Below are 21,515 nucleotides of genomic sequence, written 5' to 3' on the forward strand. Positions count from 1 at the left end.
GAGGGGGAGAGATTTGAATATCGGTTCCATGATAAAGGGGTTAATGGGAGACAGTAAGCCCGGCAATGCCAAACCGCTTGAATTAAAGGAAGGTCAGGTGGTTCGTGGCTCCGTCGTTAGTGTATCCGATGATGGGGGAGAAGCAGTTCTGCAGATTCAAGGTGTGCAAGTGCGCGCCAAGTTGGAGACTCCACTCCGTCCGGGTGAGACCACGTTGCTTCAAGTGCAGCCTCCAGGTGAAAATGGCATAACGGTAATGAAACCTATGACGGGTACACTTGCTGAGTTGCCACAAGCTTCGCTGAACAACCTGCTTAAGGATGTAGGACTGCCGGATACAAAAGGGAACCGGGAACTGTTACTTGCCATGCAGCGTAGCGGATTGCCACTAACGAAGGATAATGTGGCTATGGTCCAGAATATGATGACAGCTAAACCTGCACAGGTCCCTGTGGAAGAATGGGTGCAGGCGACGGGAATTGCTTTTCAGCGTGGTCTTCCGGTTACGGCGGAAACAGTAAAAGGATTACACCAGACGGTGTTTGGTCCCCCTCTGCACCAGTTGTTAAGCGGGTTGGCTGATCAGTTGGAAACGATGCTGACTCAAACAACAGGTAAACCGCTATTGCCTGGAGAACAATCTGATGCGATGAAACCAACTGTTGTGGCTGGTGTACCCGTCGTGCTGAATGAAGCACAGATGGAAGAAGGATTGGCTGCGTCAGGCAATGGTCGTCAGGTGACTGGAACCGGAACACCTGCTTTGTCAACGCAACAAGGACAAGCAGCTTTGGCGGGATCTAAATCCATGACGGATGGCGGGACAGAGGATGCAGGTACTGCGGTGAAAGGAAATGTGCAGACCGGCGGAGGCACAGCGAATGCTGAAGCCGGGGCCAAGGCAGTTGCTAGCAACGTTGAAACGGCTGGCAAAGGGGGTGCAGGTATTCCGTCTGGAACCGGAATACCTGGCGAGAGCCCGCGCGGGGCTGACGCGGGCCAAGTCGGGAGCCGCCCGGGTACACCGGGGGCGGCAGCAGAATCTGTGGCTGGCCGTGCAAGTGCAGGCCAGCCTGAAGCAGGCGCGGCCGGTCGGACTGACGGTCGCGCTGAAACGCCTGTTGCTGCGGGGGCGCCGTCCGCAGCAGGCCAGGCAGCGCCAGCAGCGCCTACGGCAGCGCAGCTGGCGCCCAAGCTGCTGACGCTGCTGGACGCCTTGCGCAGCGCGTCCACTGCAGCACAGGCCGCCCCTGCATCGCAGGGCGGCCAGGCGGTTGCGGCTGCCGGAGGCGTGCCGCAGCCGTTGCCAGCCGCTGCTGATGCGCCGCCGGCTGGCGGTAGTGCCGCAGCACCTGCGGGAGCTGCGGCAGTGCACGCGCCTGTCACCCACGAGAGGGACCCGTGGGTGGGGCGCGTGCTGAAGCTGCTCGGTGCGGAGCACGAGCAGCAGGCCGTTCACGGCGCGGCAGTGCAGCCGCGCGTGGGGGATGCGGCGAGTCCGGCAAATGCGGACACGCTGAAGGGCTTGCTGCTGCAACTTGCCAGCAGCGAAGGTGCACCGGCGGCGCTTAAGGATGCCGCCGGACAGGCCGTGCAGTATCTGACAGGTCAGCAGTTATTGCTAACAACAGATCGTAGTGCTACTTTTGCACAGATGCACTGGTTTATTCCGATCACTGGACCGGACGGGGAAGAAACGGCGTCTGTTCAGATTCAATCACGTCGTGGATCTCGTGGGGAACTAGATGCCTCCAACTGCCGTCTATGGTTTGATCTGGACATGAAAAGTCTTGGGCCTACTCTGGTAGATGTCCATGTAGTTAATAACATTGTCAGTCTGCGTGTATTAAATGATCGCGAAGGAATGGGACCGCTTCTGGAGAGTGGACGAGAGGTGATCCATCAGGCATTGGACAAGCTGGGCTATCAACTGCTGACCTTCAAGGCGGAACCGTGGCCTGCGGGCCAGGAACCGGGCGCGGAACGAAAAACGCGGGCCTCGGACTATAGTCCTGAACGATACAAAGGGGTGGACTTGAAGGTATGAAAGACGAGTCGTCACAACCGGACCTACTTTCCAAAAAGGCGGTTGCCCTAAAGTATGTCCCTGGAGAGAGTGAAGCACCTGTTGTTGTAGCCAAGGGGCGCGGCAAAGTGGCAGAAGCCATTCTGGATAAAGCCAGAGAAAACGGCGTGGCTGTTCAGGAGGATGCAGCACTTGTGGAGGTGCTCTCCAAGTTGGATCTGGATGAACAGATTCCGGCAGAACTGTATCAACTGGTCGCAGAGGTGCTAACGTACGTCTACCGTGCAGATCGCATGGCCTCAGGACGTGAGGAAAATGAGTCATGGTAGAACGTAGATTGGGTCAGGAGCCAGGATTAAAGCTCACACGACAGCAGAAAGGCCGATTAGGTGAAGAGGCTGCCTGTCAATGGTTGCGAGAGCACGATTATCGGATCATTAGACAGAACTGGCGTTGCCGTAGCGGTGAGATTGACATCATTGCTTCCTGCGAGGGCCTGATTGTCTTTGTGGAAGTAAGAAGCAGAAGTGGAGCCGCTCAGTACGGTACACCTCAGGAATCGGTTGATATGCGTAAAATGCAGCAGGTACGTTCAACCGCATCCGTATATTTGCAAATGACGGGAGAGACGGAACTTCAGATCCGTTTTGATGTAATTGCCGTAATGCTTGATCAAGCAGGAGAAATTGTCTCTGTGAATCATATTGTTAATGCTTTTTAAGAATTACAATCGAAGTTACTACTGTATTAATTGATACGAATTGTATCTTTTTAATATGAGTTGGTCAGTGATTTCGAGGTACAAGTTTAATTATGTCTTATCTTTGCATTCGTTTTAGTTTTAAAATTAGTTAAAATACTAAAGCCGCAGTTCCTATTTATACAGGAATTGCGGATTTTTTTGATTTAACTATGAAATCACAAAACAAAGGATAGAGCATTGATAATAAAATCATCGTATTTCAGAAATTTATAGATACAAAATGTATCATTTGTAATAAAATAAGAAAGTTGAAATTTAAAGAGAGGTTGGTGGGATGTATGAAAGAGTTTCAGAATACTTCGAACAACACAGTAAAACAAGTATGGGAGTGCCCTCGGATGGAAGTGCTGGATATCAGCGAGACCATGAACGGTGGACAGGGGATTTGGCAATATGTTTGGGACGGAGAATTCTGGAAGCTTGAGCTTATGGTCAGTTAATTTAAGAAGTTAAAGAGGAATGTTTGATCAATAAAATAAATGGTGAGGTGTAGTGAGAAGATGCAGACAAGTATCAAATGGATCATTCGACTAAGTACACTATCTTTATGTTTCATTTTGTTTGGAATCATGTATTCCGGAGTTTCTTATGCAGCCGATCCGTCTACACAGGCAAGTGTATCAGGTAAAGTTATTGATCGTCAGGGATTACCTGTCCAGAACGCTACTGTCAAGTATTGGCTTAATTATCGTGGGGATACGTCAGAGAAAAGCGTGAAGACGGATGGGAATGGACGGTATCATATTATAGAGTCCGTTGAAGACAATACGGACATTACTTTTGTAGTTGAAGCAGAGGGTTATGTGACGTACAGACACTATGGCTCCTACGGATTGTCCGGTGGAGAGCAAATAAAGCTTGATTTTCATATTTATGAGCCATCCACGATTGTAGGAACAGTCAAAGATCAGGCAGGCAGACCTGTTCCAGATGCTCGTATAAAAGTAACAAGTGTCTTTGATCGTATAGTGAAAACTGATCAGCAAGGTCGATATGCGGTTACAGGAATTGATTACGCCTATAATCCGAACATTGCAATATGGGTAGATGCCGATGATTATATGTTATATGAACAGGATCGCTTGGGTGTCCGGGAGGGAGGAACCTTGAGAATGGATGTTGTTTTGGCAGAGGCGGCACATGTGCGGGGAAAAGTTGTAGATGAGTCGGGCAATCCAGTAAGTGGGGCTAAAGTTAATGCTGGAGGTTCGGCAACAACAGATGCTCAAGGCAACTATTTAATAAAGCGCGTACCAACAGGGGCTAGAACGATAACGGGAGAAGCAGCAGGATATCTAAAAACGAGCCTGAGCGTTACTCTTGTAAAAGGAGATCATAATACGTTTAATATCGTACTTAAGAAGGATGCAGATATTACACCTCCAGTAACCAAGTACAGATTAGTTCCTATTACAGATACTGTGAACGGGAAAATATACATCAAAGGATTTACATTCAGACTTCAGGCAACAGACGAAGTCAAAGGCTCGGGCGTAAAAACAACGCAATATCGAATCAATGGGGGAGAATGGAAGAACTATGAAGGACCCGTCAAGTTTTATGCCCCTGATGTCAAGGTGGTAGAGTACTATAGTACAGATATTGCAGGTAACCAGGAGAAGTACAACAAAATGGATTTTGTTAATGGCACATTTGAAGGGAATGGCACGTTTGAAGGGGCGAGTTACGACGATTGATTACTCGTTGATATGATATGTGAATCAATAACATGAGAATAAAAGACGGTTCTGACTTTATGATTCCTCGTGGTGAATCAACATTCAGAGTCGTCTTTTCTGTTCGTAATGACCTTAACGGTAATGACCTCTGCCGCCCCTTTGAATCTCGTGATCAGATGGGTGTATAATCAAGAAGGTAAACTGGTATTTTATTATGTCATAAAGAAATTATATTGAATGTACAAGGCCGCGAATCACTATTGCGGTTGCAAATGATTTTATAAACAGGAGGTACGGCCGATGAGTAAAGCTACGAAAACAACAAATGAAGTCAGAAATGCGATTCAAAACCGTCGTACGGTGAAAAAATTTAAAAAAGAAGCTGTTCCTACACAGCAGATTATAGAATTGCTGGATACGGCAGTCTGGGCTCCTAATCATAAACTGCGTGAACCTTGGAGATTTTTGTTGTTTACCGGAAATGGACGGAAGAAACTGGCTGAGGCTATTGATGCAGAAATGGGAGAAGACAACAAATTCTCACCCAATATTATGCAAGTTCCATCCGTTATGCTTGTTGTGCTGGAAGAAGATCCAAGACAGAATATCTGGGACGAAGACTTCGCTGCGGTTAGTGCATTGGTTCAAAACTTTATGCTTGCAGCCTGGAGTGAAGACATTGGAACGTTCTGGGTGACCAAGCCATTTTTGTACGCTCCCAAATTCCGCAAACCGCTGGGAATAGAGGCGGGAGAGAAGATTGTAGGCATGATTTATATGGGATATCCTGATGTTATTCCTTCTGCCAAAGAACGCACACCAGCTAAGGACAAACTCACTCTTTTTGAATAATAAATTATTTTAGACCTTAGCTATATAAGAGATCCCCTTACGTTTACAGGGAAATCTACGTACAAGTACCTTTCTTCACAGAAGAGAAGGGCTTGTACGTTTTTTGTCATGTTGGCGTATCCGCATTGTAGAATCTGCATAAGGAATCCTTCTCGATCTTCCTCTGCTGTTTACAGTTTCATGCCCATTTCACTGCCTTTGGGTAAATCGGCCTGTTCTTCCCTCCATATGCTTCTAAAATAGCTTCAAAATAAATTAAGATCCAATTGACGATACTGGATGGCTTCAGCCACATGAGCTGTCACAATTTCACCTTCATGGTCCAGATCGGCAATTGTCTGTGCCATCTTGATAATCCGATCATGTGCACGCATGCTCAGGTTTAACGTTTGCAGCGTTTGCTCTAACAGTTGCTCTGCCTCTTGGGGGAGATGGATCGTTCGTCGCAAAAGCGTGCCCGAAAGCTGGCTATTCCAACGAACCGAACTTTTGGCATAACGTGTAGCCTGAATTTGATGAGCGTGGATCACTTTTGCCTGCATTTCTTCAGAGGAAGGGGAAGCAGCAGACTTGCGCCACTCGCCTGGTGGAGGAACCTCAACCTGAAGATCAATGCGGTCCAGCAGTGGTCCTGAAATTTTGGCTCGGTACGCGGCAACACGGGCTGGACTACATATGCAGCGTTGCTCCTCCGAATGAGCGGACAAATATCCGCAGGGACAGGGATTCATGGAACATGCAAGCATAAACTGGGCCGGAAAGGTGAATGCAGCGCGTGCCCGACTAATTGTCACTGTGCGATCCTCTAACGGTTGCCTTAATACCTCCAGCACTTGGCGCTGGAATTCAGGTAATTCATCCAGAAACAATATGCCACGGTGGGCAAGGCTCACTTCACCTGGTTTTGGGATACCACCGCCTCCAATCAGACCAGAGGTGGATATCGTGTGGTGAGGCGAGCGAAAAGGTCTGTCTGCAATCAGGCCTTGAGGCGCTTCTTTCAATTTGCCTGCGGCACTTAATACTTTGGTGACTTCCAACGCTTCATCTTCTGACAAAGGAGGAAGGATGGAAGGCAGACGTTTGATTAACATCGTTTTGCCCGTGCCTGGCGGTCCAACGAGCAGTATATTATGCATGCCGGCTGCAGCAATCATAAGCGCGCGTTTTACATGATGCTGCCCCAGAACATCGCTATAGTCATCTGCAAATAATGGTGTTTGTCTCGGCTTCCTATCCGCCATCTTATGAGTCTTATCAGTTATAGGAGCAGCGAGGTGTGCATAATTTTTCAACACGACTGGTCCTGCATTCGAATTATTTGGTATTCCCACTGATCTAGCGGGTTGATCTGGGTTTTCCGGAGCAATATCCTGTAAATGACGAATGCCAAACACCTGGATACCTCGAATCAGTGACGCTTCCTCTACGTTATCCAAAGGCAGGAGCACGGAAGTAAAGCCTTGTCGTTTGGCCAGATCCACCATGGATAAAATGCCCGGCACGGACCTGATCGAACCGTCCAACGCCAGTTCGCCAACCACTAGTGTCCGTTCCTGGGGAGGAAGTACAAGCTGGCCGCTTGTCATAAGTAAACCAATAGCAATGGCTAGATCAAAGGAAGATCCTTCCTTGCGCAGATCAGCGGGGGCCAGATTGATTGTGATTCGCTGTAAAGGATACTGATATCCGCAGTTTTTAATCGCTGCACGAACACGTTCAACGGCCTCACGAATGGCTGAATCCGGTAAACCGATGATGGATGTCTGTGGCAGACCATTGGATAAATCGGTTTCCACCTCGATCAGAACACCATCGATTCCGTACAAACACGCACTGTGTAATTTTCCGTACATAACAAAGAAACACCTCACTCGATTCTTGACTCCGCATAATACGGGCCAGTCTACGAATTAAGGTGCTTCCTCAGCTTCTACTAGCATTTTATATAAAAGGAATCATGGAGTCAACCTGTCATTATCATTGCTGTAGTCATCTTTCCTGATCCCTGAATTTTATTTCATGAAGGAAATCATTAAATAGCTTTGCGAACATGGTTACGTATAAACTTTCATTATGGTAATTAAATTTGACCTGAGAAAGCGTGAATCTGTTCGTCGGACTTATCTATTATTGTTGTTAAATCATGGGGATGAACTGCTGATTATCTAATTATATTTATGTTTTACACAATCTAATTTATCATAATTAAATTGAATAGTAAAATCATTTGTGCTCAATTATTCTGTTTTTTTTCTATTTTGTGATAGTATAGATCTATAGTTCCCGTATTATTAGGAATAGATTGCACAATAGGCAGGTGAGAAAGACATATGCAGACTGACAGTTTGAAGCTGGATAACCAATTATGCTTTGCCATATATGCATGTTCACGTGAGATTACGAAGATGTACCAGCCTTATCTGGAGGTACTTGGCGTAACGTATTCCCAGTATTTGGTGTTGATGGTTTTGTGGGAACGTGAAGAATGTACGGTTAAGGAGATCGGGGAGGCTCTCTATCTCGATTCGGGAACGTTGACACCACTTCTCAAACGTTTGCAGTCAGCAGGACTTATTAATCGCGAACGCTCGGCTCAGGACGAACGAAAAGTATTAATTACACTAACCGACTCGGGTCGTGAGTTGCGGAACAAGGCATTATCCATACCTGAATCCATTCAGGGAGATGCGTGTTTGAACAGTACAGAGTTTGAAACATTGCTGGGTCAGTTCAAAGGATTGCTGGAGAAAGTTCACGAAACCAACACCAACGCAGCCAAAAAATAAAATGTAGTTTTACATCAAGGAAACCTCAGTTTTTATCTGGGGTTTTTTCCATATATACCCAAGCATTCACAATATGGGATCATACTCATATCAAAATACTGTCTATTAACCATTAGTTTTTTAAGGAAAGCGTTTTAAAAACGTGTTACAATGAATTGGGCTTGAGTGAAAATAGTCAACATTTGTCTTTTGTTAGTCTACCAACCCGCCTTGTTGCAGTCATGTTGATAGGAGGATTCGAGAATGAATATCCATGAATATCAAGGAAAAGAAGTACTGAAACAGTATGGAGTTACCGTTCCAAACGGAAAGGTTGCTTATACAGTCGATGAAGCGGTCGCGGCCGCTGAGGCATTGGGCAGTCCAGTGACTGTTGTCAAAGCACAAATTCACGCAGGTGGCCGGGGTAAAGCCGGCGGCGTAAAAGTGGCAAAGAGTACGGATGAAGTTCGTGCCTATGCTTCCGAAATTCTGGGCAAAGTATTGGTAACACACCAGACTGGACCAGAAGGTAAAGAAGTGAAACGTCTTCTGATTGAAGAAGGATGCGATATCCGCAAAGAGTATTATGTGGGTGTTGTTGTGGACCGTGCCACAGGCCGTGTAGTTATGATGGCTTCCGAAGAAGGCGGTACTGAGATTGAAGAAGTAGCTGAAGCTACACCTGAGAAAATTTTCAAAGAAATCATTGACCCTGCCATTGGATTGCAAGTGTTCCAGGCCCGTAAACTGGCTTACAGCATTAAGATTCCGAATGAACTGGTGAACAAAGCTGTTAAGTTCATGCTCGCGCTGTACACTGCATTTGTCGAAAAAGATTGCTCTATTGCAGAGATCAATCCTCTCGTTGTTACCGGAGATGGAAACGTTATCGCGCTAGATGCGAAATTAAACTTTGACTCCAACGCCCTGTTCCGTCACAAAGACATTTTGGAACTGCGTGACCTGGATGAAGAGGATGAAAAAGAAATCGAAGCTTCCAAATACGACCTCAGCTACATAGCACTTGATGGCAACATCGGCTGTATGGTCAATGGTGCGGGACTTGCGATGGCAACGATGGATATTATTAAATACTACGGTGGAGACCCGGCCAACTTCCTTGACGTTGGGGGCGGTGCGACAACGGAGAAGGTGACTGAAGCATTTAAGATCATCTTGTCCGATGCCAAAGTAGCTGGGATCTTTGTTAACATCTTCGGTGGCATCATGCGCTGTGATGTTATCGCCAATGGTGTTGTTGAAGCCGCGAAGCAGCTTGGCCTGACCAAACCGCTGGTTGTTCGTCTTGAAGGAACTAACGTGGAGCTTGGCAAACGTATTCTGGGTGAATCTGGCCTGAATATCGTTCCTGCTGATTCCATGGCCGATGGTGCACAGAAAATTGTTGCCCTCGTAAAATAAGTTCATTCCTTAGTACCGGAGCTGTCCGGGAATTGAAAAATAACCGTAAGGATGTGAAGCAACGTGAGTATTTTGATTGATAAAAATACAAAAGTCATTACGCAAGGCATTACGGGTTCAACGGGAATGTTCCACACGAAGGGCGCATTGGACTACGGAACCCAGATGGTAGGCGGAGTTACACCGGGTAAAGGCGGAACTAATGTGGATATCACGTTGGAAGACGGTACAGTAGCTAGTCTGCCGGTGTTCAACACTGTGCAGGAAGCGAAGGAAGCTACAGGCGCAACAGCGAGCGTCATTTACGTTCCTCCTGCATTTGCAGCAGATTCCATTATGGAAGCTGTTGATGCTGAGCTGGACCTCGTGATCTGTATTACAGAAGGTATTCCGGTTCTTGACATGATCAAGGTTGACCGCTTCATGGAAGGTAAAGATACTGTCCTGATCGGACCAAACTGTCCAGGTGTTATTACACCAGGCGAATGTAAAATCGGTATCATGCCTGGTTATATCCATATGGCAGGGCACGTAGGCGTTGTTTCCCGTAGTGGAACACTTACCTATGAAGCCGTTCATCAACTGACGACACGTGGCATTGGACAATCTTCTGCTGTAGGAATCGGGGGAGACCCTGTAAAAGGCTCGGAGTTCATTGATATCCTCAAACGGTTCAATGAAGATCCACAGACTCATGCGGTCATCATGATTGGTGAGATTGGTGGTACAGCTGAAGAGGATGCTGCAGATTGGGTACGTGAAAACATGACCAAACCGGTTGTTGGCTTTATCGGTGGCGTAACAGCGCCTCCAGGCAAACGGATGGGCCATGCTGGCGCTATTATCTCTGGCGGTAAAGGTACAGCCAAAGAGAAGATTGCGAAGCTGGAATCATGTGGAATCAAAGTTGCACCAACTCCTGCTGAGATGGGTTCGACTTTGGTGAGTGTACTTGAGGAACGCGGTATTTTGAATTTGTGCACGACACATTAATTCTTTTTCGTTATAATAGAAGAAACGGCTCGGAAATGATTTATTTCTGGTAGACCGACTATTATGGTTACGGAAAAGGTAAGCAACCTTTTGTCCTTGAACAGGGCGAAGGGTTGCTTTTTTGCGTTTTTTTTACGGGAAAAGGGGGAGGAATTGTCTCTCATCTGCGTAAACGCTTGCATTCCGTGGTCACTTAACACACAATATGAGGGAAGATCTCTTCCCGCTTTGGGAGGTTTATGGTATGAAAGAAAGATGGATCTTGTTTGGGTTGCATGAGATGGAGGGTATTGGCAAGAAAACAATCTCGAAACTGATTCTGGGACAACATGAGTTACCCGATCTATTGAATTATGGGGAAAGCGACTGGGTCGCAGCAGGCTTGCGCAAAGATCAGGCTGCCCGTTTGGCTAGCCAATTTACTATCGACTGGATTGAGAGTAAAAGAGAACACGTTTACAATCAGGGGATAGAGGTTATTACTTATCTGGATCAGAATTATCCCATATTAATGAAGGAAACCGTTCAGCCTCCCTGGGTAATGTATGCTCGAGGGGATATTAGTTTGCTACACAATTCGTCTATTGCCATGGTAGGAACTCGTATGCCAACGGTGTATGGGCGCAAAGTTGGAGAAAAGCTGGCAGAGCAATTATGCAATGCAGGACTGACGATTGTAAGCGGGCTTGCCCGCGGTATTGATAGCGTATGTCATGAGGCAGTACTACGTGCCAAAGGAAAAACGATTGCAGTATTCGGAACAGGGATTGATAATATATACCCACCCGAAAATACAAGCCTCGCTGAACGAATCGCGGAGACGGGGCTGCTTTTGTCGGAATATCCACCAGGTACGAGAGCGCGCCAGGGATTATTTCCGGAACGGAATCGAATCATTGCCGGTCTGACACTGGGAACATTGGTTGTTGAGGCTGACATTCGCAGTGGTTCACTCATTACAGCAGATGCTGCGCTTGAAGCAGGCAGGGATGTATTTGCAGTCCCTGGACCTATTACATCGCCGAAAAGTCGGGGAGCACACAATCTTATCCGTCAAGGGGCCAAATTGGTCACTTGTGCAGCAGATGTATTGGAAGAGTATCGATTGGGCTTGCCAAATGCAGAACAACTTCCTTACAATAGAGGACGTTCGACCGAAACAAGCGAGCCTTCCAGGCGTGGGATATTCGCTGAGGTTAAGCTCTCTCCAGATGAACAACGTGTGATTTATCTGTTGGAACAGGGAGAACAATCATTGGATCAACTGGTTGAGCTGCTTGGTTGGGATTTTGGACATTTGCATTCAGTTCTGTTATCTTTAATCATAAAAAAGCAGATTAGCCAATTACCAGGCACTAAATACGCGAGGGTATGACGAAGCTACAACCTACGTAGTGCGTGGAAATATATAATTAGCAGAAGTTATTAACTATGCATAAGCTTACAGAAACAGTTTCATGACAGTTTCATGACTGAGAGGAGGATGAACCTATGGCGGATGCACTCGTAATCGTGGAGTCGCCCTCAAAGGCGAAGACGATAGGCAAATATTTAGGCAGCAAGTTCATCGTAAAAGCTTCGATGGGGCATATTCGCGATTTGCCAAAGAGTCAGATCGGCGTTGAGGTAGAGAATGATTTTAATCCGAAATATATTACGATCCGCGGCAAAGGTTCAATTTTGAAAGAACTGAAGGATGCACGGAAGAAAGTGAAAAAAGTGTATCTCGCAGCTGACCCGGATCGCGAAGGTGAGGCTATCGCATGGCATTTGGCCCATGCCCTTGAACTGGATGATACGGCAGATTGCCGGGTAGTATTTAATGAAATTACAAAACAGGCGGTCAAAGATGCGTTCAAAACGCCGCGGAAAATCAATATGGATTTGGTTAACGCGCAGCAGGCAAGACGTATTCTGGATCGGCTCGTTGGATATAAAATTAGTCCGTTATTATGGAAGAAAGTGAAAAAAGGTTTGTCTGCAGGCCGGGTTCAGTCCGTGGCTGTTAAAATCATTTTAGATCGTGAAAATGAAATTGATGATTTTGAGCCGGAAGAATACTGGAGCATTACCGCCAAGCTGACAGCAGACGGCAATCCGTTTGAAGCCAAGTTTCATAAACTGAACGGGGCCAAAACAGAGCTGGGCAGTGAAGCGGAAGTGCAAGCGATCCTGAAACAGATCGAAGGTGCAGACTTTACGATCAAGGAAGTTAAAGAGAAAGAACGGAGCCGTAACCCTTCCGCCCCGTTTACGACAAGTTCGCTGCAACAGGAAGCGGCGCGTAAATTGAATTTCAGAGCTTCAAAGACGATGTCGGTCGCCCAACAACTATATGAAGGTGTAGACCTTGGAAAAGAAGGCACAGTAGGTCTCATCACGTATATGCGTACGGACTCCACACGAATTGCGGCATCTGCACAAGAAGAAGCCAAAGAATATATCGTTGGTAAGTATGGTGAGCCATTTGCACCTGAGACTCCACGAAACTATTCCAAAAAAGCAGCTAATGCTCAGGATGCGCATGAAGCGATTCGTCCAACTTCAATTTTGCGTGACCCTGACTCAATCAAGTCATTCATGAGTCGCGATCAGTTCCGGTTGTATAAACTGGTATGGGAACGTTTTGTAGCGAGCCAAATGTCTTCGGCTATTCTGGATACACTCTCTGTAGATATTGCTGCGGGGGACACCATTTTCCGTGCAGCAGGTTCGAAGGTACGATTCCAAGGTTTCATGAAGGTATATGTTGAAGGAAACGACGATGGTACAACCGATGAAGATCGTCTGCTGCCTCCGTTGAAAAGTGGAGATGTGCTTGAGAAGCAGGAGATTGAGCCAAAACAGCATTTTACACAACCGCCACCACGATATACGGAGGCAAGGTTGGTTAAGACGCTTGAGGAATTGGGTATAGGGCGTCCGAGTACATATGCGCCAACACTGGAGACCATTCAGAAGCGCGGATATGTTGCAATTGAGGAAAAGAAATTCATGCCGACCGAGCTGGGTGAACTGGTCATCGAACAGATGGAAGAGTTTTTCCCTGAAATCCTGAATGTAGAGTTTACCGCGAACATGGAAGGTGACCTTGACCATGTGGAGGAAGGTTCCGAGGATTGGGTCAAAGTACTCGCAGAATTCTATGAATCTTTTGAGAAACGCCTTGAGTTTGCGGAAGAAGAAATGAAAGAAATCGAGATTGAAGACGAAGTATCCGATGAGATCTGTGAGAAGTGCGGCAAACCGCTGGTTTATAAACTCGGACGTTTTGGCAAGTTTCTTGCGTGCTCGGGCTTCCCTGATTGCCGGAATACCAAACCGATTATCAAGGATATCGGCGTGACTTGTCCGAAGTGTAAGGAAGGTCATGTTGTTGAGCGTCGTAGCAAAAAAGGACGTATTTTCTACGGTTGTGACAAATATCCTGAATGTGATTTTGTCTCATGGGACAGACCTTCAGCCAAACCATGTCCAAGTTGCGGATCGCTAATGATTGAAAAGCGGAACAAAAAGGGAGCACGATTGCAGTGTACTTCATGTGATCATCAGGAGCCGGTGGATGAACCGGATGACGAATCAGCTGATTAATATATATGCGAATCAAATTTAGTGAATTTTGAAATTGTTTTATGGGGGTAAATGATTTTGACGAATGAACAACAAGTAACCGTTATTGGTGCCGGGCTGGCAGGAACAGAAGCGGCCTGGCAGATTGCAAGTCGCGGCGTACGCGTGAAATTATACGAGATGAGACCTGTTGTGAAAACGCCAGCCCATCATACGGATAAATTTGCAGAACTGGTATGTAGCAACTCGCTTCGTGCGAATGGATTGACCAATGCAGTGGGTGTGTTAAAAGAAGAAATGAGAATGCTCAATTCTCTCGTATTGTCAGCAGCAGACAAACATGCAGTTCCCGCAGGTGGGGCGCTTGCTGTGGACCGGGATGGATTTTCAGGTGAGATTACATCCACGTTGCACCAGCATCCGCTCATCGAAGTGGTGAATGAGGAATTAACTTCTCTGCCGGAAGATGGCATCGTTGTTGTTGCAACGGGGCCGCTGACCTCACCTGCCTTGTCTGAGCAAATCAAGGCACTAATGGGGGAAGAGTATTTCTACTTCTATGATGCAGCTGCACCGATCATCGAAAAAGATTCAATTGATATGAATAAAGTGTATCTGGCTTCCCGTTATGATAAGGGTGAAGCGGCATATCTGAACTGTCCGATGACAGAAGAAGAGTTTGATGTCTTCTATGAAGCTCTCATTACTGCTGAAGTCGCTCAATTGAAAGAGTTCGAGAAAGAAATCTACTTTGAAGGCTGTATGCCAATCGAAGTGATGATGAAACGCGGAAAACAGACGGCTCTGTTTGGCCCAATGAAACCGGTAGGTCTGGTTAACCCTCATACAGGAGAGTTGCCACATGCGGTTGTTCAGCTTAGACAGGACAATGCAGCTGGAACCCTGTATAACTTGGTGGGCTTCCAGACGCATCTGAAATGGGGAGAACAGAAACGTGTCTTTTCCCTTATTCCTGGACTTGAAAATGCAGAGTTCGTTCGTTATGGCGTAATGCACCGTAATACATTTATTAACTCTCCTAAACTGCTTCTTCCGACGTATCAGTTTAAAGAGCGTCCAAACCTGTTCTTTGCAGGTCAGATGACGGGTGTAGAAGGATATGTGGAATCTGCTGCATCAGGGCTTATTGCCGGCATGAACGCAGCCAAAGCAGCACTTGGGCAGGAACTGGTAGTATTGCCGGTAGAAACAACACTTGGCAGTATGGCTCAGTATATTACAACTGCTGACTTCAAGCACTTCCAACCAATGAATGCAAACTTTGGTTTGTTGCCGAAGCTTGAAACGAAGATTCGTAACAAAAAGGAAAAAAATGAAGCTCTTGCACAGCGTGCCCTGGATGGCATCACCAGTTTTGCTGCGGCAGAAGGTCTAACTGTTCCGGAACGCGTATAAATTATTCGTGGGAGGATGCTGATATCATGGATATGTCATTTCATGCTACAACGATCTGTGCTGTTCGTCATAATGGTAAGGCTGCAATCGCAGGAGATGGTCAGGTGACCATGGGCCAAAGTGTTGTGATGAAGAATACAGCCAAGAAGGTAAGACGTTTGTACCGCGGACAGGTTGTTGCTGGCTTTGCTGGTTCTGTGGCGGATGCGATCACCCTGTTTGAGAAATTCGAAGGTAAGCTCGAGGAGCACCATGGTAACTTGCAACGTGCTGCTGTAGAGCTTGCCAAGGATTGGCGTCAGGATCGGATCTTGCGTAAGCTTGAGGCACTCTTGATTGTGATGGACAAATCAGGTATGCTGCTCATTTCAGGCGGCGGGGAGATAATTGAACCGGATGATGACGTTATTGCTATCGGATCAGGTGGAAACTTTGCCTTATCTGCTGCGCGTGCGTTGAAACGTCATGCAGTAAACCTGGAAGCGAAAGATATTGCGCGTGAATCACTTCAGATTGCCTCGGAGCTATGTGTATATACCAATAATAATATTATTGTAGAAGAGTTATAAGCCAAAGAAATCTCCCGTAGTGGAGCATGATTCTGTAATCTGCTCCAGGACGTCTAGGGGATTCTTTGTCCTTGTTAGGAAAAATAAATTCAACATACTGGTAGGAGGGAAGCAATATGAATACTCAAGCGTTAACACCGAGACAGATTGTTGCAGAGCTTGACAAGTATATTGTAGGTCAAAAGAAAGCTAAAAAATCGGTAGCGGTAGCTCTTCGTAATCGTTATCGGCGTAGCCTTTTGCCTGAGCACACTCAGGACGACATTGTGCCTAAAAATATCTTGATGATTGGACCTACCGGTGTGGGTAAAACGGAAATCGCCCGTCGCCTTGCTAAACTGGTAGGTGCGCCATTTGTGAAAGTGGAAGCTACCAAGTTCACTGAAGTAGGTTACGTTGGCCGTGACGTTGAATCGATGGTGCGTGATCTGATTGAGACATCACTGCGGATGGTGAAGTTGGAGCGGACTGAAAAAGTGAAGGACAAAGCTGAAGAAGCTGCCAATGAGCGAATTGTACATATTTTGGCTCCTTCACAGTCTAAGTCCAAGAGTCAGCGTAATCCCTTTGAGATGATCTTTGGTAATAATGGCAACAACGTTCAGGAACAGGATGAGCCAGAACCGGATACTGGGGTTGCCGAACGCCGCCGTAAGATCAAGTTTGATCTGTTGTCCGGCAAGCTGGAGGATGACATCATTGAGATTGATGTCGAAGACACTGCGCCTAACATGATGGACATGTTTGCTGGACAAGGTAATGATCAGATGGGCATGAATATGCAGGAGATGTTTGGTAGCCTCTTACCTCGTCGTACGAAAAAGCGCAAGCTCGCCATCAAAGAAGCGCGCAAAGTGTTGACCCAGGAAGAAGCAGGCAAATTGATCGATATGGATGATGTTACACAAGAATCCATTCGTCGAGCAGAGCAGACAGGTATCATTTTCATAGATGAAATTGACAAGGTCGCCAGTCAAGGGCGCGGTAGTGGTCCTGATGTATCCCGTGAAGGTGTGCAACGTGACATACTGCCTATCGTAGAGGGCTCTACAGTAATGACGAAATATGGTCCTGTCAAAACGGATTATATTCTGTTTATGGCAGCTGGCGCATTCCATGTCGCCAAACCCTCTGATTTGATTCCTGAGCTTCAGGGACGCTTCCCAATTCGTGTGGAACTAAGCAGTCTAACACTGGAGGAGTTTGTTTCCATTCTGACTGAACCCCAAAATGCACTGACCAAGCAGTATGTTGATCTGTTGCGGACAGAGAATATTGAGATTGAGTTCTCGGATGAGGCCATTCGCGAGATTGCCAAATTGGCTGAATCCGTCAATCAAAATACAGAAAATATAGGTGCTCGTCGATTGCATACGATTCTTGAAAAGCTTTTGGAGGATTTATCCTTTGAGGCACCTGAGCTTACACTGGAACGTATGGTGATCACTCCGGAGTATGTTCGGGAGAAATTAAATGATATTGCGCTTGATCGTGATTTGAGCCAGTATATCCTGTAACATGCGGCTAGCAATGCAGTTGTTAAAATGATGCTATAAATGAACGGTATGCAAGAGAGTAGAGAACATTTGTGTGATCGACAAAGGGACGCGATCCTTTAACGAATCACAAAGGCCCTCTTACTTGGCGCATATCGTTTATTTTTGTTTCTATCTAAAGGATTTTGATGTTACAACCGATAAAAGATGTGTGGTTGTTATACGGATCGACAAAACCTAGGACTTGTGCCGCATGTATCCGGAGTTAAAACCTATCGGAGTGGTAGTTATTCTTCCATTCCATACCCAATGATTCCCATTAAAAGAATTTTCCTTATTCCAAGTCTGGTCATCGGTTTAGTCGACAGATTGGTAAATGTTGCGTAAATGCGCAAAATGATGAATTATTGAAAAGTTTGAAGTCACTAATTTTTTTCTTAAAATTAAAATATATAGACCCCACTGAATTGTTAAGAAAGTGTTGTGTGGGCAAGACGAGTTTTCTTTATTCTTGAAAGATAATTTGTCAATTGATTAATATACAGCTTTGTATGTATACCTATCATATTGTCCTTAAACCCTTAGTATGACGGCAAAAAATTCTAACATTATCAACTATGAAATATTCGGAAATATACATAATTACGGGCGTTATAAGCTCATGTTGAGACTCAAAATTTTTTTTTTATTTTAAGAATGTATAAGAACAATAAGGGAGAGTATTAACATACTTTTGTTTTGGGCCCCAACATTTACGAAAAAATTCATAATTTGCAGAAAATACACAAAAAGCCCCGTCTTTCAGAAAAGATAGGGCTTTTTTCTTATTGTAATAAATCCCAAACTCGAAGAAACTTATGTTATACGACAACATCAGAGTTAATTCTACTTAAGTCCTAGAAAACCGTGTAAAGACGAATGTTTTTGTCGAAAAAAACATAAGAATTTTCAAGGGAAAAGATACAATCTTTTTCCATAACTTCTAAAGAGAGGAGGGAGATTGTGAATCTTTTAAACGATATCAGCTTTAAAAGATTGCAAGGTGCACTCGATGCGTCCAATATCAGACAACGAACAATTGCTGACAACATCGCGAACGCCGATACCCCGTATTTCAAGCGCTCGGACGTTTCTTTTGAAGAAATGTTGCAAGGGCAAATGAATGGAGATATGCCTGTTCTTAAGGGTAAAGTAACTGATGCAAGGCATTTTGTCATAGGTCCTTCCTCTTCCGTACCCACGCCAGTAGTTAATATGGACCAGTCTACCTCCATGAATAACAACGAAAACAATGTCGATATAGACAGAGAAATGAGTCTTCTGGCGGAGAATCAGTTACGTTATAACGCTTATATTCAGCAAGTGAACGAACAAATTAAAATCATGCGTGTTGGCGTGGAAGGGAGATAACCTAAATTGAACATTAGTAATAGTTTTAGTATCAGTAGCTCAGCTCTGACAGCCCAACGGTTGCGGATGGACGTTATATCTTCCAACATTGCCAACGCAGAGACTACGCGCGCGAGCGTATCCAATGGTGAAGCGGTCCCTTACAAACGTAAAATTGTTGTGCTTGAGCCGAATAAAACGTCATTTGGTACGATGCTGCAAAATCAGATGAGAGGTAGCGGTTCAGGAGATGGCGTAAGAGTAACGGAGATTCGCGAGGATCAGTCACCTCTGAAGCCTGTGTATGACCCTTCTCATCCGGATGCAAACGCAGAAGGATATGTATTTATGCCTAATGTGGATATTGCGAAAGAAATGGTCGACATGATCTCTGCTTCGCGTTCATATGAAGCAAACGTAACAGCACTGAATTCAACCAAAGCGATGATCTCCAAAGCTTTGGAGATTGGAAGATAATCTGCTTAAAAATGAAAATAAGAAAAATACAAACCAGGGATGAAGGGGAGGGACATTAATGATTCAGAACAACATGTTTAGCACACAGGGGATACAACCGCTACAGATGAAGAGTGCAACCGAAAGTAAGCCTTCTACACCAGCCGAAACCATTCAGAGCTTCGGTACATACTTACAGAATGCATTAGGGTCCGTTGCAGCACAGGAGGCTCAATCGCATGAAATGTCGAATCAATTTTTGGTCGGCAAAGCGAATGTGGATCAAGTAATGATTGCTTCAGAACAGGCCTTGTTAAGCCTACAACTCACAACTCAAGTCCGAAACAAAGTGGTCGAAGCATACCAAGAAGTTATGCGAACGCAGTTATAAAATAACCTACTTGCGCTTCGATAATAGCGCTGATCATTACAACAAAGCAGCTGCGATGCTGCTCCTGATCGTCAACCTATGAAACGGCTAGGGTTGAGTAAGGACAGACTAAGCAAAGTTTCGGATGGGGTGACAGAGTGAATGAGAGAATCGCCCAGTACAGGGATAAGGCATCCCAGTATTGGAATAGTTTTAGCAAAAAGCAAAAAGTATTATTTATATCCACCTTCCTGTTCCTGATTTTGGCTGCAGTTGTACTCACGATGCAATTGTCCAAAACGGAATATGAAGTTGCTTTTACAGATTTGAATGCAAGTGATTCAGCGGGCGTGATCAGTTATCTCGATTCATCTAGCATTCCATACAAATTAAGTTCAGATGGCAAGACCATATCCGTACCGAGTACAAGTGTTGCAATTGCAAAAGTGAATGTTGGATCTCAAGGGATTATTCAGAATGGTTCATTAGGGTATAAGTCATTCGAGGAGTCATCATCCCCCATCGGGATGACGGATAAAGAGTTTGATGTAAAGTACAACAACGCTATAAACGGAGAAGTTGAACAGTTACTTCAGCGGATGCAAGGGATACAGGATGCTAAAGTACTGGTTAATATGCCGAAAGATAACATCTTTGCTGGTTTAGAAGAACAAGACAAAGCATCAGCATCGGTAGCTCTCCAATTCAAACCGGGTTATCATCCAAATCAGGCAGCGGTAGATGGCTACTTTAACTTGGTTAAGACTGCAATTCCTAATCTGCCTGTTGAGAACATCACAATTACAAACACAGATGAAGCAGAATTGATCCCAACTGCCCGAGGTGGCAGTGGCGGGTTGTCTTCCGAAGTTCAAGAGAACATGGCACTACAGAAAAAGTTTGAAAACGATGTCCGTAATAACGTAAAACAATTCCTTTCCCAGATTGTAGGCGAAGACAAAGTTAATGTTTTGGTAGCCTCCAAGCTTAATTTTGACAAAGAAACACGTAAGGAAAATCTGGTCACACCTGTTGATGTAGATAATATGAAAGGCATCGAGATCAGTGTGCAGGAGATTCAAAAGAGCTACACTGGCGCAAGCAATCCAACAGGTGGTGTTGCTGGCACAGGACAAGAGGAAGTTCCGGGTTACCCATCATCTGATGCAACCGGTAACTCTACCTCCGAAGAATCATCAAGCACTATAAACTACGATGTTAATCGAATCGCTAAGGATATTATTTCCAGTCCGTATACTGTAAAAGACTTAACCATTAACGTTGCAGTTGAACCACCGAATGGAGAAACAGAATTACAGGGACCGGTTCAGGACGCAATTGAGAACATTTTGGTTAACATTGTTCGTGCTTCACTGGCAGACTCAGGCACTGTAATAAGTGACGCCGATCTGACAAAGAAAGTTTCAGTCATGTCACAAGGCTTCCAGACTGCCTCTGCAGACAATACAGGTTTCCAGCTTTCCTCAACGATGATGTGGGGTGGAGGCGCACTCATAGCGGCATTGATCGCAGCGGTAGTTATTTTGTTAGTACGCCGTCGCCGCAAACAAAACGAAGTCGAAGAAGAAGAGATTCCTCTTCCAATAGCAACAGAGTTCCCGTCCATTACGCTGGACAGTGTAACGAACGAAAGTCAGGTGCGCAAACAATTGGAGAGTTTGGCCAAGAAAAAGCCAGACGAATTCGTCAATCTGCTGCGTACATGGCTGGCTGACGAATAGA

19 protein-coding genes are annotated in these 21,515 nt (G+C 45.5%); 18 read left to right on the top strand and 1 reads right to left on the bottom strand.

The window, feature by feature from the left end; translation table 11 throughout:
* The first annotated feature begins 13 nt into the window (after positions 1 to 13).
* The 6 genes from MHH25_RS11285 (at position 14) to MHH25_RS11310 (ending at position 5,320) form a co-directional block, all read left to right on the top strand.
* Positions 14 to 2,047 carry a DNA ligase gene (locus MHH25_RS11285; protein ID WP_340020004.1) on the top strand — a complete coding sequence of 678 codons (2,034 nt, stop codon included), beginning with the start codon at positions 14 to 16 and terminating at the stop codon, positions 2,045 to 2,047.
* Positions 2,044 to 2,355, top strand: a complete 312-nt coding sequence (locus MHH25_RS11290) for an EscU/YscU/HrcU family type III secretion system export apparatus switch protein (protein WP_036609395.1) — start codon at positions 2,044 to 2,046, stop codon at positions 2,353 to 2,355. Before MHH25_RS11285 ends, MHH25_RS11290 begins: the two co-directional genes overlap by 4 nt.
* Positions 2,349 to 2,747: a YraN family protein gene (locus MHH25_RS11295; protein WP_100529387.1), complete on the top strand. Its 399-nt coding sequence runs from the start codon at positions 2,349 to 2,351 to the stop codon at positions 2,745 to 2,747. The genes MHH25_RS11290 and MHH25_RS11295 overlap by 7 nt, the downstream gene beginning before the upstream one ends.
* Positions 2,748 to 3,067: 320 nt before the next feature.
* Positions 3,068 to 3,229 (top strand): paeninodin family lasso peptide, encoded by a 162-nt coding sequence (locus MHH25_RS11300; protein ID WP_133120486.1) that lies wholly within the window; start codon positions 3,068 to 3,070, stop codon positions 3,227 to 3,229.
* Between the two features lie 60 nt (positions 3,230 to 3,289).
* Positions 3,290 to 4,486, top strand: a complete 1,197-nt coding sequence (locus MHH25_RS11305) for a carboxypeptidase-like regulatory domain-containing protein (RefSeq protein ID WP_340020005.1) — start codon at positions 3,290 to 3,292, stop codon at positions 4,484 to 4,486.
* A gap of 282 nt (positions 4,487 to 4,768) precedes the next feature.
* Positions 4,769 to 5,320, top strand: a complete 552-nt coding sequence (locus MHH25_RS11310) for a nitroreductase (protein ID WP_036609391.1) — start codon at positions 4,769 to 4,771, stop codon at positions 5,318 to 5,320.
* Between the two features lie 245 nt (positions 5,321 to 5,565).
* Here the strand turns inward: MHH25_RS11310 and MHH25_RS11315 are convergent, their stop codons facing one another.
* Entirely contained in the window at positions 5,566 to 7,176 is a 1,611-nt protein-coding gene (locus tag MHH25_RS11315) for a YifB family Mg chelatase-like AAA ATPase (RefSeq protein WP_076326821.1), read from the bottom strand.
* Positions 7,177 to 7,653: 477 nt separating this feature from the next.
* Here MHH25_RS11315 and MHH25_RS11320 point away from each other — a divergent pair, with 477 nt between their 5' ends.
* The 12 genes from MHH25_RS11320 (at position 7,654) to fliF (ending at position 21,514) form a co-directional block, all read left to right on the top strand.
* Positions 7,654 to 8,109, top strand: coding sequence for a MarR family transcriptional regulator (locus MHH25_RS11320; protein WP_036609387.1), 456 nt, complete (start codon positions 7,654 to 7,656; stop codon positions 8,107 to 8,109).
* 243 nt (positions 8,110 to 8,352) lie between these two features.
* Positions 8,353 to 9,513 (top strand): ADP-forming succinate--CoA ligase subunit beta, encoded by a 1,161-nt coding sequence (gene sucC, locus MHH25_RS11325; protein ID WP_036609384.1) that lies wholly within the window; start codon positions 8,353 to 8,355, stop codon positions 9,511 to 9,513.
* Positions 9,514 to 9,576: 63 nt separating this feature from the next.
* A complete protein-coding gene (sucD, locus tag MHH25_RS11330) occupies positions 9,577 to 10,506 on the top strand; it encodes a succinate--CoA ligase subunit alpha (RefSeq protein ID WP_074094556.1) in 930 nt (309 codons plus the stop codon).
* A gap of 244 nt (positions 10,507 to 10,750) precedes the next feature.
* Complete coding sequence (gene dprA / locus MHH25_RS11335; protein ID WP_076326820.1) at positions 10,751 to 11,881, top strand: DNA-processing protein DprA; 1,131 nt, start codon at positions 10,751 to 10,753, stop codon at positions 11,879 to 11,881.
* 116 nt (positions 11,882 to 11,997) lie between these two features.
* On the top strand, positions 11,998 to 14,097 hold the full coding sequence (gene topA, locus MHH25_RS11340; protein ID WP_047842473.1) for a type I DNA topoisomerase: 2,100 nt from the start codon (positions 11,998 to 12,000) through the stop codon (positions 14,095 to 14,097).
* A 57-nt stretch (positions 14,098 to 14,154) separates the two neighbouring features.
* On the top strand, positions 14,155 to 15,492 hold the full coding sequence (gene trmFO, locus MHH25_RS11345) for an FADH(2)-oxidizing methylenetetrahydrofolate--tRNA-(uracil(54)-C(5))-methyltransferase TrmFO (protein WP_036609377.1): 1,338 nt from the start codon (positions 14,155 to 14,157) through the stop codon (positions 15,490 to 15,492).
* 26 nt (positions 15,493 to 15,518) lie between these two features.
* Positions 15,519 to 16,061, top strand: coding sequence for an ATP-dependent protease subunit HslV (gene hslV, locus MHH25_RS11350; protein WP_017689194.1), 543 nt, complete (start codon positions 15,519 to 15,521; stop codon positions 16,059 to 16,061).
* A 116-nt stretch (positions 16,062 to 16,177) separates the two neighbouring features.
* Complete coding sequence (gene hslU / locus MHH25_RS11355; protein WP_036609375.1) at positions 16,178 to 17,578, top strand: ATP-dependent protease ATPase subunit HslU; 1,401 nt, start codon at positions 16,178 to 16,180, stop codon at positions 17,576 to 17,578.
* Between the two features lie 981 nt (positions 17,579 to 18,559).
* Entirely contained in the window at positions 18,560 to 18,967 is a 408-nt protein-coding gene (gene flgB, locus MHH25_RS11360; RefSeq protein WP_036670359.1) for a flagellar basal body rod protein FlgB, read from the top strand.
* A gap of 6 nt (positions 18,968 to 18,973) precedes the next feature.
* Complete coding sequence (flgC, locus tag MHH25_RS11365; RefSeq protein WP_340020006.1) at positions 18,974 to 19,423, top strand: flagellar basal body rod protein FlgC; 450 nt, start codon at positions 18,974 to 18,976, stop codon at positions 19,421 to 19,423.
* 58 nt (positions 19,424 to 19,481) lie between these two features.
* Positions 19,482 to 19,793, top strand: a complete 312-nt coding sequence (gene fliE, locus MHH25_RS11370; protein ID WP_017689190.1) for a flagellar hook-basal body complex protein FliE — start codon at positions 19,482 to 19,484, stop codon at positions 19,791 to 19,793.
* Positions 19,794 to 19,930: 137 nt separating this feature from the next.
* Complete coding sequence (gene fliF, locus MHH25_RS11375; RefSeq protein ID WP_036609370.1) at positions 19,931 to 21,514, top strand: flagellar basal-body MS-ring/collar protein FliF; 1,584 nt, start codon at positions 19,931 to 19,933, stop codon at positions 21,512 to 21,514.
* The last annotated feature ends 1 nt before the right edge of the window (position 21,515 follow it).

Source organism: Paenibacillus sp. FSL H3-0457 (assembly GCF_037981725.1).
Taxonomy (GTDB): Bacteria; Bacillota; Bacilli; order Paenibacillales; family Paenibacillaceae; genus Paenibacillus; species Paenibacillus amylolyticus.

What these genes read in the sequence shown, in the direction of transcription:
- topA (WP_047842473.1), top strand. Translation starts at nt 11,998, where the DNA reads ATGGCGGATGCACTCGTAATCGTGGAGTCGCCCTCAAAGGCGAAGACG.
- sucC (WP_036609384.1), top strand. Translation starts at nt 8,353, where the DNA reads ATGAATATCCATGAATATCAAGGAAAAGAAGTACTGAAACAGTATGGA.
- MHH25_RS11290 (WP_036609395.1), top strand. Translation starts at nt 2,044, where the DNA reads ATGAAAGACGAGTCGTCACAACCGGACCTACTTTCCAAAAAGGCGGTT.
- dprA (WP_076326820.1), top strand. Translation starts at nt 10,751, where the DNA reads ATGAAAGAAAGATGGATCTTGTTTGGGTTGCATGAGATGGAGGGTATT.
- fliE (WP_017689190.1), top strand. Translation starts at nt 19,482, where the DNA reads ATGATTCAGAACAACATGTTTAGCACACAGGGGATACAACCGCTACAG.
- MHH25_RS11315 (WP_076326821.1), bottom strand. Translation starts at nt 7,176, where the DNA reads ATGTACGGAAAATTACACAGTGCGTGTTTGTACGGAATCGATGGTGTT.
- MHH25_RS11295 (WP_100529387.1), top strand. Translation starts at nt 2,349, where the DNA reads ATGGTAGAACGTAGATTGGGTCAGGAGCCAGGATTAAAGCTCACACGA.
- MHH25_RS11320 (WP_036609387.1), top strand. Translation starts at nt 7,654, where the DNA reads ATGCAGACTGACAGTTTGAAGCTGGATAACCAATTATGCTTTGCCATA.
- hslU (WP_036609375.1), top strand. Translation starts at nt 16,178, where the DNA reads ATGAATACTCAAGCGTTAACACCGAGACAGATTGTTGCAGAGCTTGAC.
- hslV (WP_017689194.1), top strand. Translation starts at nt 15,519, where the DNA reads ATGGATATGTCATTTCATGCTACAACGATCTGTGCTGTTCGTCATAAT.
- MHH25_RS11310 (WP_036609391.1), top strand. Translation starts at nt 4,769, where the DNA reads ATGAGTAAAGCTACGAAAACAACAAATGAAGTCAGAAATGCGATTCAA.
- MHH25_RS11305 (WP_340020005.1), top strand. Translation starts at nt 3,290, where the DNA reads ATGCAGACAAGTATCAAATGGATCATTCGACTAAGTACACTATCTTTA.
- MHH25_RS11300 (WP_133120486.1), top strand. Translation starts at nt 3,068, where the DNA reads ATGAAAGAGTTTCAGAATACTTCGAACAACACAGTAAAACAAGTATGG.